The sequence below is a fragment of the Arthrobacter sp. SD76 genome (assembly GCF_049726125.1).
Taxonomy (GTDB): Bacteria; Actinomycetota; Actinomycetes; order Actinomycetales; family Micrococcaceae; genus Arthrobacter; species Arthrobacter nitrophenolicus.
This window is the reverse complement of sequence record NZ_JBNBLR010000001.1, coordinates 3,655,448-3,669,448: the sequence shown is the minus strand read 5'-3', so window position 1 is coordinate 3,669,448 and position 14,001 is coordinate 3,655,448. Positions and strand designations below refer to the sequence as shown.

Genomic DNA, 14,001 nt, shown 5'->3' with positions numbered 1-14,001 from the left:
GCCGGCCGTGGGCAAGCGGGCGGACGACGCCGGGCCCCGCCGCTGGTGGGCCGGACCCTTGGACGTGGAGGGCCTCGCCGTGGGCGCCGTTTCCGCCGCCGCCGCGGCCCTTGACGGGTACACCGGCGGGCGCGGAAGGTTTTCCACCACGCCGGCGCTGACCGCCGCCGCCTTCAATTCGTCCGGGCACCTGCGGATCGCCGGGCGGAAGCTGCAGGGGTTTGCCCCGCTGTCCGGCTTCCGGCGCACTCGGGACGGCTGGATCCGGCTCCACGCCAACTACCCGCACCACGAGCAGCGCCTGCTGCAGGCCCTCGGCGCGCGCTCCCCGGCCCAGGTGGATGCCGCGCTCCGGACCATGGCGACCCTTGAGGCGGAGGCAGCAATCCAGTCAGCGGGCGGAATCGCTGCTGCCGTCCGGACCCGCAGCGAGTGGCTGGCCTCCCCGATGGGTGAGGCTGCCGGTTCCGGCCCATGGATTTCCCTGACGTCCTCCGACGGCGAAACCACACCCATGGGCCTGGCCGGGATACTGACGCCGGAGCCTGTGCCGGCAGGCCCTCCAGCCGTTAACGGGAAAACCACCCGGCCCCTTGCCGGCGTCCGTGTCCTGGACCTGACCAGGGTCATCGCCGGCCCGGTGGCCACGCGCCTCCTGGCTGCGCTCGGCGCGGACGTCCTGCGGATCGACCCGCCCCGGCTGCCGGAACTGTCCGACCAGTTCGTGGACACCTGCTTCGACAAACGCAGCGCCGAGGCGGACCTGGCCCTCCCGGAAAACCAGGAGCGGCTGCGCGACCTCCTTGCGGCCGCCGACGTTGTGGTCACCGGCTACCGGCAGGGGGCGCTGGACCGGTTCGGACTGGGGGCCGGGGACCTGCTGGAGGCCCGCCCGGGGCTGGCCGTGGTCACGCTGAACAGCTGGGGTGCAACAGGGCCGTGGAGCGGCCTGCGCGGCTTCGACAGCATTGTGCAGGCGGCTGCGGGCATAGCAGACCTGTACGGCCGGACCGACGACGACGGCTGGCACCCGGGTGCCCTGCCCGTCCAGGCGCTGGACCACGCCACCGGGTACGGAGCGGCAGCCGCAGCTGTCACGCTCCTTGCCCGCCGCCGTCGTACCGGCCTGGGCGGGACCGCGCGGCTGTCACTGGCGAGGACCGCCGCGGAGCTGTTCTCCCTGCCCGGAACCGACGACGCGGCAGCAGGACTGGCGCCGCCGGACTGCCGGACCATGGACAGCTCCTTCGGGGAGCTCCGGTACGTCCCGCCGCCGTTGCTGCTGGACGGGCAGCCCCTCGATTACCGCAATCCGCCCCCGCCCTACGGCAGCTCCGCCCTGGCCTGGGCCTGACCCCGGCAGCTGCCGGCCCGGTTTCAAGCGTCCGCCCTCGCTGTGGTTGAGTTGGACCATGATTCTCCTGGGATCACCGGCCGTCCGGGTAGGTATCTCCATCAGCATCGCCACCGGGCTGTACGGGGTGTCCTTCGGGGCACTGTCGGTCACGTCCGGGCTCAACTTCTGGCAGACCATGGCCCTCAGCCTCCTGCTCTTCAGCGGCGGCTCCCAGTTCGCGTTCATCGGCGTGGTGGAGGCGGCGGTTCCGGCATCGCGGCCATGAGCGCGGCAACGCTGCTGGGGATGCGCAACGGCATCTACGGGATGCAGCTGAACGCGCTGCTTCGGCCCACCGGCTGGCGGAAATACGTCGGTGCCCAGCTGACCATCGACGAATCAACGGCCACCAGCACCGGGCAGGCTGATCCGGCAGAGCAGCGCCGCGGATTCTGGGCAGCCGGCATCGGAATCTACGTGCTGTGGAACCTGTTCACCGCCGTCGGCGCCCTGGCCGGCGCAGGCCTCGGGGACCCCGGCGATCGGGCCTGGACGGCGCCGCGGTGGCCGCCTTCCTGGCCTTGCTCTGGCCCCGGCTCAAAGGCCGCGAGCCCGTGGCCATTGCCGTGGTGTGCGCTGTTGCAACGGTTATTGCCGTTCCCTTCGTGCCGGCGGGCGTGCCCATCCTGGTGGCCGCCGTCGTGGCGGCAGTCATTGGCTGGTTCAGTCACGGACGCAGCGACGAGGGCCTGGAACCCGACGTGGATCCTTACCGGGAGCACCACCGGCACGACGGGGGCCACGGCGGCAGGCACGACGGCGGCCATCACGGGACTGTTCCGGGAGCAGGCGCATGAGCCTCTGGTTCTGGCTGCTGGTGGCCTGCGCACTGGCCTATGCCTGGAAACTGGTGGGCTACCTGTGCCGGCCCGCTTCCTGGAGAATCCGCGGATGTCGCGCATCGCAGGAACCATGACCATCGGGCTGCTCGCCTCCCTCACCATGGTCAATGCCGTGGCATCGGGCCAGTCGCTGGCCGCCGACGCACGGCTCGGGGCGCTGGCTGCGGCAGCGGTGGCCCTGGCGCTGCGCGCCCCGTTCCTGGTGGTGGTGCTCGCCGGAGCGGGAACGGCGGCGCTGCTGAGGCTGTTGGGCTGGAATTGACCGCCCACCGCCGGGGCCGCGCCGGGTGACGTAGGTCACTTCCAATGGCTGTCCCCGGCTGTACTATGGGAGCGGCTATGCAGTTGGCCACTGAATTCCCTGTGAACGGCGACCATGGACAATCAGCTGCACGCTGCCGGAGAAAGAGCCGGCCGGCCCCGAAAAGATGCCCGGCGGCGGGCGGGGCTTCCTGCCAAACGCTTCTACACACGATTTGCTGCCCTGTCCGACGTCCCGCCGGAGGATCTTGAGCTGCTGGCCGAGAGGCTGCGCGCCGGCCTGACGGCCGATCCGTCGTCGCCGGTTCCAGCGCTGCAGGCCCTGGTGCGGCGGGAAATCCGCAAGAGGGGGGACGCGGCCAGCGGATGACCCGCAGCCCGGACAGCCAAAGTCCGGAGAGCGGCTGCAACGCCCCCTTGGCGGCCAAAGGAGGAACCGAGATGAACGCAGAATCCCAACCCGCGGGGGAGCGGTCAGGCAGGCGCCGGCCCGGCTACCGTGAGCCCCGGGGCGCCGAGTCCACCCGGGAAATGCGGGATACCGCGCGGCGGCGCAGGGACGCCGAGGAGAAACTGCAGCAGCATCTCCTGGAAGCGAAGGGCCATGTCCCCAACGAAAACCGTGGTCATCGGGGGGCCGGGCGGCGGGCGGGAATAGGTGCGGAAAGTCCCGGTGCTACGCCACTCCGTGGGCGGCGCCGTCACGCAGTGCGGCCCTGCGGCAGCTTTCTTCGACGGCCATGTCGTACCAGGCCTGGGCGCCGAATTCGGGTTCCGGCGTGTCAAGGTTCTGGTAGAGCGCGTCCAGCAGGTCCGCGAGTTCATTCGCGGTTAATGTGGGCAGGACTTCTTCCGGATCGCGCGGATTATTGAGGTAGTGCGAAAGCTTTGAACTGTTCATCGCGCCGCTGCCAGTGGGCGCCGGAAATGCAGGAACTGCATCATTGAGATCGCTCCATCTCGAATGTCCAGAGGCTGGCTGCGTAACCCTCTTGAAGTGTATTGCACAAGGCTGGGGGCCACAATGGGTCCCCCGGCGAGGGGACCGGCGGCCGCCAGGTCAGGGCAAATCCAAAAACCTACCCCAGTTCAGGGTCCTCCAGCGCGGCCAGGGGCAGCGCGGCCGGGGTGGTTGCGGCCGGCACCGGGACGTGCGGCGGCAGGGGCCGCGCGGGCCGGGTGGTGCGGATAGCGTCCTCCACCAGGGCCAGCGGCCGACGCCACGCATCGGATCCTGGTTCCATGGTGTCCACCACGCCGATCAGCATGGCGAGCAGCCGGAACATGTCCGTCATGGAGATGTCGGGCCGAAGGCTTCCCTGCCCCTGCCCGCGCACCAGCAGGACGCTGATGGATTCCATGAGGGACCCGGTGATGCCCGTCAGCAGTTCCCGCCTGCCCGCCACGGCGCCCAACAGGTTGGCGTCGGCGCTGGAGGCATCCATGAGGGACTCCATCACCCGGAACAGGCCGGCGGCGGCGTCAATATCGGCCAGCGCGCCTTCGATCACGGGATCGACGGTGAGCCGGAGCTGGCGGTTCAAGGCCGCGAGGACGAGCTCCTCCTTGTCCGCAAAGTTCCGGAAGAGGGTGGCTGGGCCTACGCCTGCGGTCATTGCGATGGTCTGCAGGGGTACGTCCGGGCCGAATTCCCGGAAGCACTGGCGCGCCGCCGTGATGATCTTGTCCACGTTCCGCGCTGCGTCGGCGCGGAGGGGCTTGCGGGCGACTGCGAGGCTCATGCCCAAAAGGTTAGCAACGCGGCTGCGCACCTTCACCGTTACTGAAGGGTAGGAGCTTATGTGACGGCGGCGCTGCCCGCGCTGCCCGTTTCGCTGCCCGCGCTGCCCGTTTCGCGGGCTGGCGGCGTGGCAAACTGGCACCATGTTGCTTGCGTTTTCTGTTGCCCCGTCCGGCACCCCCCGCCGAAGGTTCCCGCCCGGGTGACGCCTCCGTCCACGATGCCGTTGCCGCCGCCGTGAAGATCGTCCGCGAGTCGGGACTTCCCAACCAGACGGACTCGATGTTCACCACCATCGAAGGCGAATGGGATGAGGTCTTCGACGTCGTCAAGCGCGCCACCGAAGCGGTAGGGCGTTACGGCAGCCGGGTATCCCTGGTGATCAAGGCAGACATCCGGCCCGGATACACAGGAGAGCTCACCGCCAAGGTGGAGCGCCTGGAGGGCGCCCTGGCGGACGGTTCCTGACACTTCCGTTGCGGTGCCCCGCAGTCCGGCTGATTCTCTGGACCAGCAAGTCCGCCCGTGCCAAACTGTGGCAATGTTCGAGCACAAACCCCGGCCGGAGTGGACGGCAGCTGAAGAGTTCCTGACACGCGTGGTGGTCCATCCGGACCCGGCCCTGGAGCAGGCCATCAGTTCCGCCGCGGAGGCGGGGATGCCAGCCATCGAGGTGGCGCCAAATGCCGGTAAGCTCCTCAAGCTCCTGGTTCAGCTGTCCGGTGCCCGCCGCGTCCTCGAAATCGGGACGCTTGCCGGTTTCAGCACCATCTGGATCGGCCGGGGGCTTCCCGAGGACGGCACGGTGGTCACCTGCGAATTCCTTCCCAAGCACGCGGAAGTAGCCTGGGCCAACATCGATTTTGCCGGTCTGGGCGAGAAGGTGGAGATCCGGCTGGGGCCCGCGCTGGAAACCCTGGCAGCACTCGCAGAGGAGGGCCGCGAGCCGTTCGACTTCATCTTCATCGACGCGGACAAGGAGAACAACAGCCGGTACCTGGACTGGGCGGTGCGGCTGGGCCGGCCCGGCGCCACCGTGGTCCTGGACAATACCGTCTGGGAGGGTGCCATCCTGGATCCTGACCTGGACCCGGTCAACGCCCCGGGCATTGTGGACGCCCTCAAGCTGCTGGGGGAGCACCCCAGGCTTGATGCCACCGTCATCCAGACGGTCGGTTCCAAGGGATGGGACGGCTTCGCGCTCGCGAGGATCAGCTAGCTGTATTGTCCCGACAGGCATGGGCAGCAGCCCGGCAGCGACATCCTGGCAGCGGCAGTGGCTGGCCCATTACTAAGTATGCTTAGAATGAGGTCCGGCTGAAGGGCAGCCGGCCAGGCCGCATCGGAGGTACTTGATGAAAGCGTCACCCACCCTTGCCAGCAACCTGCAGATGGTCCTCACCGACCTGATTGAGCTGCACCTGCAGGGAAAACAGGCCCACTGGAACCTCGTGGGCACGAACTTCCGCGACCTTCACCTGCAGCTCGACGAGATCATCGCTGCGGCCCGGCTTTTCGCGGACCAGACCGCCGAACGGATGCGGGCCCTGCACGCCCTGCCTGACGGGCGCAGCAGCACGGTCTCGGCCGACAACAGGCTGGACGAGTTCCCCGAGGGCCTCACGTCCACTAAGGACACCGTCAAGCTGATCACCGCGAGGCTGGAGCGCACGGTGCAGACGATGCGCGACGTCCACGACGACGTCGACGACGAAGACCCCACCAGCGCTGACCTGCTCCACGCAGCCATCGAGCGACTGGAACAGCTGGCCTGGATGGTCAACGCGGAAACCATGTCCCCCACCGCCTCCGTCACCGAGCCGGCCGCCAAATAGGTGGCAGTCGGGCAGGCGGTCCACAAAAAAGCGGATCAGCTCCACAGCGAAGCCGGCGGACCGGACGGAACCGGAGGCCCGCTCCGTCCGGTCCGCCTGGCGTCCCCGCCGGAAGATCTTGCAGGATGGACGCCGCTGCTCCAGGCCGTGCAGCGCAGCGTGGGCGACGTGCCCGCGCTGCTCCGCCTTGCTGCTGACGCGGGCCGCAGCTGGCCTCGGCCGGGCGAAGGGAACACTGCCCTGCTGTGGGAACTGCTGGCATCCGTCACCGCTGTGGACGTGGCGGCAGGCCGGGTCTTCGAGCCCCACCTTGATGCCCTGGCCATCCTCCACCAGGCCGGGGCGCCGTACGGGCTGGACCGCAGTTGGGGCGTCTTTGCGGCTGAAGGGCCAGGGATGCTCCTCCGGGCAGAAGGCTCCGGCCCCGGCGTCCTCCTCACCGGCTCCAAGCCGTGGTGTTCCCTGGCGGGTCTGCTGCAGCACGCCGTCGTCACGGCACACACCGGCGACGGCGGCAGGGCAGCTTTCGCCGTGGACCTCAAACACAGCGGAGTGGCCTGTGACGAGCCGGGGTGGATTGCCCGCGGGCTCCGGGAGATCCCCAGTGGCACAGTCCACTTCGACCAGGTCCCCGCGGCAGCGGTCGGCACCGCCGGCTGGTACTTCAGCCGGCCCGGCTTCGCCTGGGGCGGCATGGGCGTTGCCGCGTGCTGGCTCGGCGGAGCGGTTGGGGTGGCCCGGGACTACCGCCGCGCCCTGCTGGCCGGGGCAGATGCGGGACGCGAACCGGACCAGCTGGCGCTCGCCTCCCTGGGCGAGGTGGACCGGATCCTGGCCTCGGCCCTCCAGTACCTTGCCCGGACCGCCCACGCGATCGACGAGGGAAGCCTCGGCACGGAGGAAGGCCGGAGCGCCTGGAGCGAGGCCTTGCGGGTACGCGGCACCGTTGCGGCAGCGGTGGAGCGGGTCCTGCACCTCGTCGGTTCCAACCGGGGACCGGCCCCGCTGGCCTTCGATGAGCAGTACGCCAAGCGCACGGCGGACCTTGCCCTCTACGTCCGGCAGCACCATGGCGGCCGCGACGACGCGCACCTGGGTGCGCTCGCGCTCAAGGGCGACTGCGCGTGGTGACCTTCTCCACACCGACCAGGGAACGGAAGAAGCCGCCTGGGAGGCTAGCGGCCTGCCGGTGGCGCCCGAACTGCCCCTGGGCCGGACGAACTCGCAGCCCTGCGCTTCGTGGTCCTCGCTGCCCATCCCGATGATGAAACCCTCGGCGCCGGCGGCCTGCTCGCCTCCCTGCAGGCCACGGGCGCAGCAGTGGAAGTCCTGCTGTGCACAGCCGGCGAAGGCTCGCACCCTGACTCCCCGACCCATACGCCGGAGGAACTTGCCGCTGTCCGGATCAGGGAGTTCTCCGAAGCCATGGCTGCCTTGGGCCTCCAGGACCGCTGGCACTTCCTGGGGCTGCCGGACAAGGGATTGGGCATGCACGCGGACACCATCGCCGCGGCCATCCGCGATGCCGGCCGCAGGCTTCGGGGAAACCCTGGCTCGCTGGTCCTGGTTGCTCCCTACCGTGCCGACGGCCACGCCGACCACGACGCCCTGGGCGCTGTCTCCGCTGAGGTTGCCCGCCAGGACGGCCACGGCCTGCTCGAGTACCCCATCTGGTACTGGCTGTGGGCCACTCCGGACCACGCGGACTGGCAGGACTGGCTGCGGTTCCCGCTGGACGCGACGGCCCGGGCGGCCAAGAACCAGGCCCTGCAGGCGCACTCATCCCAGGTCCGTCCGCTGTCGCCTGCAGCGGGGGACGAGGCCCTGCTGGGCGAGGGATTCCTGGGCCACTTCACCCGTGGCTACGAAATGTTCGCCTGGACGCCGCCACGGGAGACCCCGGCAGGCTCCCGCCGAAGCACCGACGCCGAACGGGTTTTCGATGACGTCCACGGGCGGTCCGAAGACCCGTGGAACTACACGTCCAGCTGGTATGAGCGGCGGAAACGTGCCCTGACGCTGGCCGCACTGCCTGCGGAGACGTACGGGTCGGGGCTGGAAGTGGGATGCTCGATCGGAACCCTGACCGCGGAACTCGCAGGCCGCTGCCGCAACCTCCTGGCTGTGGACGCGAGCGGGACGGCCCTGCAGCTGGCAGCCAGGCGGCTGGCCGGACTGCCTCATGTCGGGCTCCGCCAGCTGGTGGTGCCCCAGGCCTGGCCCGAAGGAAAGTTCGACCTGGTGGTGGTGTCCGAGGTGGGCTATTACCTCGCCGCCGATGAGCTTTCCGTGCTGTGGGACAGGATTGAAGCATCCCTCGAGCCTGGCGGGACACTGCTCCTCTGCCACTGGCGGCACCCGGTGGACGGCTGGGAGCTCGACGGCGACACGGTCCACGCCTTGGCAAGGAAGAGGCCCGGATGGAAGCCCGCCGGGCTCCACCGCGAACGCGATTTCGTCCTGGAAACGCTGGTGGCGCCCGCCAGTATCCGGCCGGGGGAGCGGCGATGACCACCGTGGGCTGCGAATGCGCTGCTTCCCTTTCCTTCGCCTGCCCGGACCATCCCGACGTCGGCTCCGTCATGGTGGTTGTCCCCGCACACAACGAGGAGTGGCACCTGGAGGGCTCAATCGCCAGTGTCCGTGCCGCCGTCGACGTCCTGCAGGCCGAGCAACCCGGCATCATCGTCCGCGCCATGCTGGTCCTGGACTCCTGCACGGACAACTCGTCCTTCCTCGCCCGGAAGTTCACGGCCGGCGACGGCCGGTTCGGCACCATGGAGGTTGCCTACCGCAGTGTCGGGCGGAGCCGGCGGGCCGGAATCCAGGCACTCTGGGCCCAGGCCGTGCCGGACGCCAGGGCGGCCTCCGGAACCTGGATAGCAAATACCGACGCCGACACGCGCGTCCCAGCGGACTGGCTGGTGCGCCAGCTCCAACTCGCGGCTGCCGGCGCGGATGTTGTCCTGGGCGCCGTGGAACCCGATGCGGACGGAATGGATCCGGAACTGCTGAGGCGCTGGCACCTGCGGCACCCGTTCGTGGAAAACCATCCGCACGTGTACGGGGCCAACCTGGGCGTCCGGGCCTCCGCCTATCGGGCAGCCGGAGGTTTTCCGCGTCACGAGTACGACGAAGACCGGACCCTCGTGGCCCGGCTCCGGGCGGCCGGGGCAGCCATCCATGCCACGGACAGCAACCGGGTGGTGACCTCGGGGCGGACAGCGGCGAGGGCTCCCCGCGGCTTCGCAGCCTACCTGCGGACCCTTGCCGGGGACTGCGGGGGAGCGGTGGGGGTTGCGGCGTTGTGAAGCACGCGCACTGGACCCGGGCAAGCGAAAGGGTGCTGCCGCACCATGCGGCAGCACCCTTGCGCGTGGACCTAGTCCTTCTTGAAGGCGTCCTTGACCTTCTCGCCCGCCTGTTTCAGGTCGGCCTTTGTCTGGTCCATTTCGCCCTCGGCCCGGAGGTTTTCGTCGTCCGTGGCCCGGCCGGCGGCCTCCTTGGCTTTGCCGCCCATCTTCTCGGCGGCGTTGTCGATCTTGTCATCCAAACCCATGGCATTGCTCCCTTCGGCTGGTGGCCGGCGGACCATGATGCCCGCCGGCCATAATCCCATGCTAGCCAGACTCGGGACGCTCCAACAGGGGCTGTCCCGCCCTTGACCTGCACATACGTGGAAACCGGAAGGATCAGACCAGCGGCGGTGCGCTGGCCACGATGTAGTCGGCGGCCGCCGGCCCGGTCATGGACAGGTTGTTGCTGTCCGGGTTGATTCCGTGTTCCGCGAGGGCGTCCCAGAGTGCATCCGGTGACTGAAGCTGTGCTTTATGGATGAGGCACCAGCTGGTGTAGAGGCCGTAAAGTTCGTCGCGTCCAAGGCCCAGGCCGGGCTCCCTGTCCGGAACAACTGCTTCGGCAAGAAATTCTTCAAAGTGGTTAGCAGGCATGTCCGCTCATTAGGGTCGACCGTGATGCCGCCGTATCTGCTTCAGCGGCCCTGCCGGCACCGGGGACCGGGGCCAGCAGAGTAATCAAGAAAGTATTGCAGTACGGATCACTTTGTCCAGTTAGGCCACCGAATTGAGGCGCTGCCAAGTGCGCGGATCGAGGGGGCCGACGGCGACTGGGGGGACTGGCCTCGGTCTCAGAGGAGGCCATCTCACCGCCGGCCCCGCCTTGCCCCGGGCCCTTGCCAAACCCGGGATCTTCAACTGGACCTACCTATAATTTTCCCCCATCTTGGAGGTCCTGCCTAGTACCTGCGGCGCACGCCCTGAGCGCGCCGCACGAGGAACGGCCGTCAAGCACAAAGAGGGGTACAGCGCCCTGCAGCGGACGCTGTACCCCTCCGTTGGAAGCAGCCGGTTGTGACTACCGGTTGCCGTGTTCCCCGCCGCCGGGGGACTCCCGGTGGCTGGCGCGGTCCCGCACCTTGTCCTTTACCCGGTCTCGGTGCGGCTCCGTTTCCTGTTGCCGGTCGTTGTCATCCTCATCCTGGTTTTCCGTGCCGTCGCCATGTTGCGCGCTGTACTTCTCACGCAGTTCGCGGCCAACCCGGATGTCTTCTTCCTCCTGCGCCTGGAGCTTTTCGCTCTTCTTGGTGTCCCTTGGCGGCAGCTGGATGGTTTCTTCCGCCTCGATGCCGGCCTCAAGCTGGCGGCCGCGTTCGAGTTCGGCATCGAACTCGGCGCCAAACAGCAGGGACAAGTTCAGGATCCAGAGCCACAGGAGCATAACGATCACGCCACCCAGGGCGCCGTACGTCTTGTTGTAGTTGCCGAAGTTGCCCACGTAAAACCCGAAGCCAAGGGACGCAATCAGGAAGACGAACAGGGCAATGCCCGAGCCCATGCTCATCCACTTGAACTTGGGCTGCTTGACGTTGGGAGTGGCGTAGTAGAGCACGGCGATGATGACGATGATGAGGGCCACCATGACCGGCCATTTAGCTATATTCCAGACGGCGAGGAAGACGCCGCTCAGCCCGATCAGGCCGCCCACTGCCTCTGCTACCGGACCGCTCAGGACCAGCATGCCGGCGAGGATCGCGATGATGACAATTGCCAGGAGGGTGACCACCAGCATGGTGCCGCGCAGCTTCACGAACGGCCGGCCTTCATCCACCTCGTACACCCGGTTCATGGCCCGCCCAAACGCGCCAACATAGCCCGATGCCGACCACAGGGCGGTGGCAAGACCGATGACCAGGGTCAGCCCTGCCGCCGGCGCGTTGGCCAGGTCTTCCACCACGCCGCTGACCGTATTGACTGTCTCCGCGGGGGCGAAACCGCGGACGATGTCCAGCAAGGCAGTGGTGGTCTTTTCCGGATCGCCGAAGATCCCGACCAGTGACACGAGGGCCAGGATGGCCGGGAACAGCGACAGGACGGCGTAGTACGTCAGCGCTGCGGCGAGATCGGTGCATTGGTCCTTGTTGAACTCGCGCAGTGTCTTCTTGAGGACGTATTTCCAGGAGGGCTTGTCCACGTCCCGGAGGTTGTCCGGTTTCCTGGAGTCGTTCGGATCCGGCGCCTGTCCTGCCTTGGCTGTGCTGGTCTCGGATGCGTCGTGAGTGGCCATGATGTGTCCTCTCGATCAGGGGCTGAAACGGACAGGCCGGTTCCGCGGGGTGCGGAACCGGCCTGTCTTCTGGTGCAGTTGCCTTGCGTTGCCGCGGGGCCCGGGCTCAGGTGTTTTGGACGTTGGTTTTGGCGTCGGTGGCGCGGTCCTTGACGTCGGTGGCGGCGTGTTGGCCTTCTGTTTTGACGTTTTGGGCTGCGTCGGTGGCGGTGGCTTTGACGTTTTCCATCGCTTCGCGGGCGGGTTCCTTGAGGTCCTGGGCCATGTCTTTTGCGGCCTCGGTGACCTGGTTGGCCAGGGGCTGGGCTGCGGTTTTGAGCTGGTCCGCGGCTTCGCGTTCTTTCTGGCTTGGCGGGATCAGGGAGGAGACTAGCATCCCGGCGCCGAAGGCGATCAGGCCTGCGGCGAGGGGGTTGCCCTGGGTTTTGGCTTTGACCTGGTCCGGTGCGTGGGACACGGCGGTGCCGGCGTCGGAGAGCCGGGCGGCGACGTTGTCCTTGGCGTCGTGGAGGGTGTCGCCGGTGTGGTGCAGGGCGTCGCTGGTGTGTCCGGTTCCGGTGTGCATGGTGTTCTGGACGCGGGTGGTGGCGTGGTCTGCTGTTCCCATGATTTTCTCCTTGACCCCGGTCACGGCGTCCCGGACTTTGTCGGTTTGGCGGTGGACGATGTTGGACGGGTGACTTTGTCCGCGACGGCGTCCACGTTGGTGCCCAGCCGGGCGCGGGTGGCTTCGATGTCTTGGCGGATTGCGTCGGGGTTCTCGCTCATCGGTTGACCTCACCTGGTTTTAGGGTTGGGGGGATTTCGGAGAGTGTTTCGCCGGTCTGGGCAGGCCTTTGATCTGCTTGAGTTCCTTGCGGCCGATGCTGGCCAGGACCGCGGCGATGATGGCCCAGAGGACGGCGACGATCACGGCGGCCCAGCCAAGCGGCATCAGGGCGCCGAGGGCGAACATGAGGGCAAGGGACAGGAAGACCAGGACGAAGTGTCCGGCCACGCCGGCGCCGGCGAGCATGCCGGAGCCTTTCCCGGCGCGGGTGGCGGATTGTTTGAGTTCGGCCTTGGCCAGTTCCACTTCCTGGCGCATCAGGGTGGACAGGTCCCGGGTCACATCACCCAGGAGCTCGCCAAGGGAGGCGTTATCGGCCTTCTGATGCGCCTCACTCGGCGGCATCTCAGGAATCTGGCTACTCATCACAAGCCGCCAGTGTGGCCATCCGCCCTGCGGTCACGGGTGAGCGGGTCTCCCGGCATGGGGTCGTCCGCAAGGTCGCGGTCGCGGAGGGGATCGTCAGCAATCCGGTTGCCCGACCATGGTTCTTCCACCAGTTGCGGGCTATCCAGGGCGCTGGCGGGACGCACGGGTTCGGCGTAACCGCCGCCGGGAGCGCCGCCGTCGTACCCCGCCGTGGTGGTGGCGGGGCCGGGGAGCTGGACCGGAGGTGGCGGAACGGTACCGCCGGCAGGTGCGTACGATTCGCTGTACTGGTCGCCGTACGGGGTGCCGGAGTACTGCCCGGCAAGGCCGGCACTGCGGCGTGTTCCGGACGACGATTCCGGGGCGCCTGCGGTGAGGCCGCGGGTGAGGCGGCCGGCCAGGACGCCGGCCCCGGCTGCCAGCAGCAGAAAGGTCCCGGGACGGTTCCGGGCGAACCGCTGGACCTCTGTCAGAAGGTCACCCGGCTCCCTGTTTTCCAGCCACGTGGCCATGGAGGAGGTGCGCTCGGCGGCCTGCCGGATGAGGTCGCTGGCCATGCCCTGCTGGTCCGGGGCGTCCGCCATGCTCCGCAGCTGGCCGGAGATAGAGCGCATGCCCTCGGCTGCCTTCTGCTGCTGCGTGCCGGCCTGGCTGGTCAGGCCCGTCTTCGCCTGGTGCAGCAGGTCCTGCGCGCTGTACTTCGCCTCCGCAGCAACGTTGGCAGCCTCGCTCTTGGCCGTCTGCGCCACGCTTTGGGCCGAATCTTTTGCCGTGCGGGCTACGTCCGCTGCTTCTTCCTTTGCCGCGTCCTTGCGGGACGCCCCGGCGGTGTCACCGGTTTGCGTCACCCCGGTCTGCGTCACCCCGGCCGGCGGAGTGGCGGCGGCTGGAAAGGTAGTGGCGGTCCGCTCGCCCGGTACACCCGTTGAGGCCGGGGGAGCCGTGTAGGCGGGATCCTCGGGCCATTGGTTCTCTGTCATCTTCGCTCTCTCTTTCCAAGAAGGCCGGCTGTTGATCAAGAACCAGCAATACTGGCCGTAAAATAATAAGCATGATTACTAATGGAAAGTAAGTACCCTTGCTAAGCGAGTTATAACGGTTCCAGAAACGTCAGCCGGAATGGCGCAGGCCTGCCCGGACATCGA

General features: G+C 68.1%; 12 protein-coding genes and 6 pseudogenes. 10 read left to right on the top strand and 8 right to left on the bottom strand.

The window, feature by feature from the left end:
* Positions 1–7 precede the first annotated feature (7 nt).
* From ACPEE0_RS17770 to ACPEE0_RS17755, 4 genes and pseudogenes are all read left to right on the top strand, one after another.
* Positions 8–1,354, top strand: coding sequence for a CoA transferase (locus tag ACPEE0_RS17770; RefSeq protein ID WP_354177390.1), 1,347 nt, complete (start codon positions 8–10; stop codon positions 1,352–1,354).
* Between the two features lie 58 nt (positions 1,355–1,412).
* A pseudogene (locus ACPEE0_RS17765) lies at positions 1,413–2,193 on the top strand (AzlC family ABC transporter permease).
* Positions 2,190–2,500, top strand: a pseudogene (locus tag ACPEE0_RS17760) (AzlD domain-containing protein). The pseudogenes ACPEE0_RS17765 and ACPEE0_RS17760 overlap by 4 nt, the downstream one beginning before the upstream one ends.
* Before the next feature lie 114 nt (positions 2,501–2,614).
* Positions 2,615–2,869: a hypothetical protein gene (locus ACPEE0_RS17755; RefSeq protein WP_009359656.1), complete on the top strand. Its 255-nt coding sequence runs from the start codon at positions 2,615–2,617 to the stop codon at positions 2,867–2,869.
* A gap of 306 nt (positions 2,870–3,175) precedes the next feature.
* Here the strand turns inward: ACPEE0_RS17755 and ACPEE0_RS17750 are convergent, their stop codons facing one another.
* Both ACPEE0_RS17750 and ACPEE0_RS17745 read right to left on the bottom strand, forming a co-directional pair.
* Positions 3,176–3,400: a hypothetical protein gene (locus ACPEE0_RS17750; RefSeq protein WP_009359658.1), complete on the bottom strand. Its 225-nt coding sequence runs from the start codon at positions 3,398–3,400 to the stop codon at positions 3,176–3,178.
* Between the two features lie 178 nt (positions 3,401–3,578).
* The gene (locus tag ACPEE0_RS17745) at positions 3,579–4,241 is read right to left on the bottom strand and encodes a TetR/AcrR family transcriptional regulator (protein WP_424574969.1); all 663 of its coding nucleotides are present in this window, start codon (positions 4,239–4,241) and stop codon (positions 3,579–3,581) included.
* Positions 4,242–4,383: 142 nt separating this feature from the next.
* Between ACPEE0_RS17745 and ACPEE0_RS17740 the strand changes: the two are divergent.
* The 6 genes and pseudogenes from ACPEE0_RS17740 (at position 4,384) to ACPEE0_RS17715 (ending at position 9,386) form a co-directional block, all read left to right on the top strand.
* Positions 4,384–4,708 (top strand): annotated as a pseudogene (locus tag ACPEE0_RS17740) (thiamine-binding protein).
* Between the two features lie 73 nt (positions 4,709–4,781).
* Positions 4,782–5,459 carry an O-methyltransferase gene (locus ACPEE0_RS17735; protein ID WP_035753964.1) on the top strand — a complete coding sequence of 226 codons (678 nt, stop codon included), beginning with the start codon at positions 4,782–4,784 and terminating at the stop codon, positions 5,457–5,459.
* 136 nt (positions 5,460–5,595) lie between these two features.
* Complete coding sequence (locus tag ACPEE0_RS17730; RefSeq protein ID WP_009359622.1) at positions 5,596–6,075, top strand: Dps family protein; 480 nt, start codon at positions 5,596–5,598, stop codon at positions 6,073–6,075.
* 135 nt (positions 6,076–6,210) lie between these two features.
* Positions 6,211–7,206 carry a hypothetical protein gene (locus ACPEE0_RS17725; protein WP_424575300.1) on the top strand — a complete coding sequence of 332 codons (996 nt, stop codon included), beginning with the start codon at positions 6,211–6,213 and terminating at the stop codon, positions 7,204–7,206.
* Positions 7,172–8,586: pseudogene (locus tag ACPEE0_RS17720) on the top strand (PIG-L family deacetylase). Before ACPEE0_RS17725 ends, ACPEE0_RS17720 begins: the two are co-directional and overlap by 35 nt.
* Positions 8,583–9,386, top strand: a complete 804-nt coding sequence (locus tag ACPEE0_RS17715; protein WP_354177395.1) for a glycosyltransferase — start codon at positions 8,583–8,585, stop codon at positions 9,384–9,386. The pseudogene ACPEE0_RS17720 and the gene ACPEE0_RS17715 overlap by 4 nt, the downstream one beginning before the upstream one ends.
* Positions 9,387–9,457: 71 nt before the next feature.
* On the opposite strand, the gene ACPEE0_RS17710 is transcribed toward ACPEE0_RS17715, so the two are convergent.
* The 6 genes and pseudogenes from ACPEE0_RS17710 to ACPEE0_RS17685 all read right to left on the bottom strand — a co-directional run bounded on the left by ACPEE0_RS17710 (position 9,458) and on the right by ACPEE0_RS17685 (position 13,836).
* Positions 9,458–9,634, bottom strand: a complete 177-nt coding sequence (locus ACPEE0_RS17710) for a CsbD family protein (protein ID WP_009359626.1) — start codon at positions 9,632–9,634, stop codon at positions 9,458–9,460.
* Positions 9,635–9,767: 133 nt separating this feature from the next.
* Positions 9,768–10,025 carry a hypothetical protein gene (locus ACPEE0_RS17705; RefSeq protein WP_009359627.1) on the bottom strand — a complete coding sequence of 86 codons (258 nt, stop codon included), beginning with the start codon at positions 10,023–10,025 and terminating at the stop codon, positions 9,768–9,770.
* Between the two features lie 424 nt (positions 10,026–10,449).
* The gene (locus ACPEE0_RS17700) at positions 10,450–11,658 is read right to left on the bottom strand and encodes a YihY/virulence factor BrkB family protein (protein ID WP_009359628.1); all 1,209 of its coding nucleotides are present in this window, start codon (positions 11,656–11,658) and stop codon (positions 10,450–10,452) included.
* A 106-nt stretch (positions 11,659–11,764) separates the two neighbouring features.
* Positions 11,765–12,426 (bottom strand): annotated as a pseudogene (locus ACPEE0_RS17695) (DUF3618 domain-containing protein).
* Positions 12,423–12,853: pseudogene (locus ACPEE0_RS17690) on the bottom strand (phage holin family protein). The pseudogenes ACPEE0_RS17695 and ACPEE0_RS17690 overlap by 4 nt, the downstream one beginning before the upstream one ends.
* Positions 12,853–13,836 carry a hypothetical protein gene (locus tag ACPEE0_RS17685; RefSeq protein ID WP_407708852.1) on the bottom strand — a complete coding sequence of 328 codons (984 nt, stop codon included), beginning with the start codon at positions 13,834–13,836 and terminating at the stop codon, positions 12,853–12,855. The pseudogene ACPEE0_RS17690 and the gene ACPEE0_RS17685 overlap by 1 nt, the downstream one beginning before the upstream one ends.
* Positions 13,837–14,001 lie beyond the last annotated feature (165 nt).

What these genes read in the sequence shown, in the direction of transcription:
- ACPEE0_RS17755 (WP_009359656.1), top strand. Translation starts at nt 2,615, where the DNA reads ATGGACAATCAGCTGCACGCTGCCGGAGAAAGAGCCGGCCGGCCCCGA.
- ACPEE0_RS17750 (WP_009359658.1), bottom strand. Translation starts at nt 3,400, where the DNA reads ATGAACAGTTCAAAGCTTTCGCACTACCTCAATAATCCGCGCGATCCG.
- ACPEE0_RS17745 (WP_424574969.1), bottom strand. Translation starts at nt 4,241, where the DNA reads ATGAGCCTCGCAGTCGCCCGCAAGCCCCTCCGCGCCGACGCAGCGCGG.
- ACPEE0_RS17735 (WP_035753964.1), top strand. Translation starts at nt 4,782, where the DNA reads ATGTTCGAGCACAAACCCCGGCCGGAGTGGACGGCAGCTGAAGAGTTC.
- ACPEE0_RS17730 (WP_009359622.1), top strand. Translation starts at nt 5,596, where the DNA reads ATGAAAGCGTCACCCACCCTTGCCAGCAACCTGCAGATGGTCCTCACC.
- ACPEE0_RS17715 (WP_354177395.1), top strand. Translation starts at nt 8,583, where the DNA reads ATGACCACCGTGGGCTGCGAATGCGCTGCTTCCCTTTCCTTCGCCTGC.
- ACPEE0_RS17710 (WP_009359626.1), bottom strand. Translation starts at nt 9,634, where the DNA reads ATGGGTTTGGATGACAAGATCGACAACGCCGCCGAGAAGATGGGCGGC.
- ACPEE0_RS17705 (WP_009359627.1), bottom strand. Translation starts at nt 10,025, where the DNA reads ATGCCTGCTAACCACTTTGAAGAATTTCTTGCCGAAGCAGTTGTTCCG.
- ACPEE0_RS17700 (WP_009359628.1), bottom strand. Translation starts at nt 11,658, where the DNA reads ATGGCCACTCACGACGCATCCGAGACCAGCACAGCCAAGGCAGGACAG.
- ACPEE0_RS17685 (WP_407708852.1), bottom strand. Translation starts at nt 13,836, where the DNA reads ATGACAGAGAACCAATGGCCCGAGGATCCCGCCTACACGGCTCCCCCG.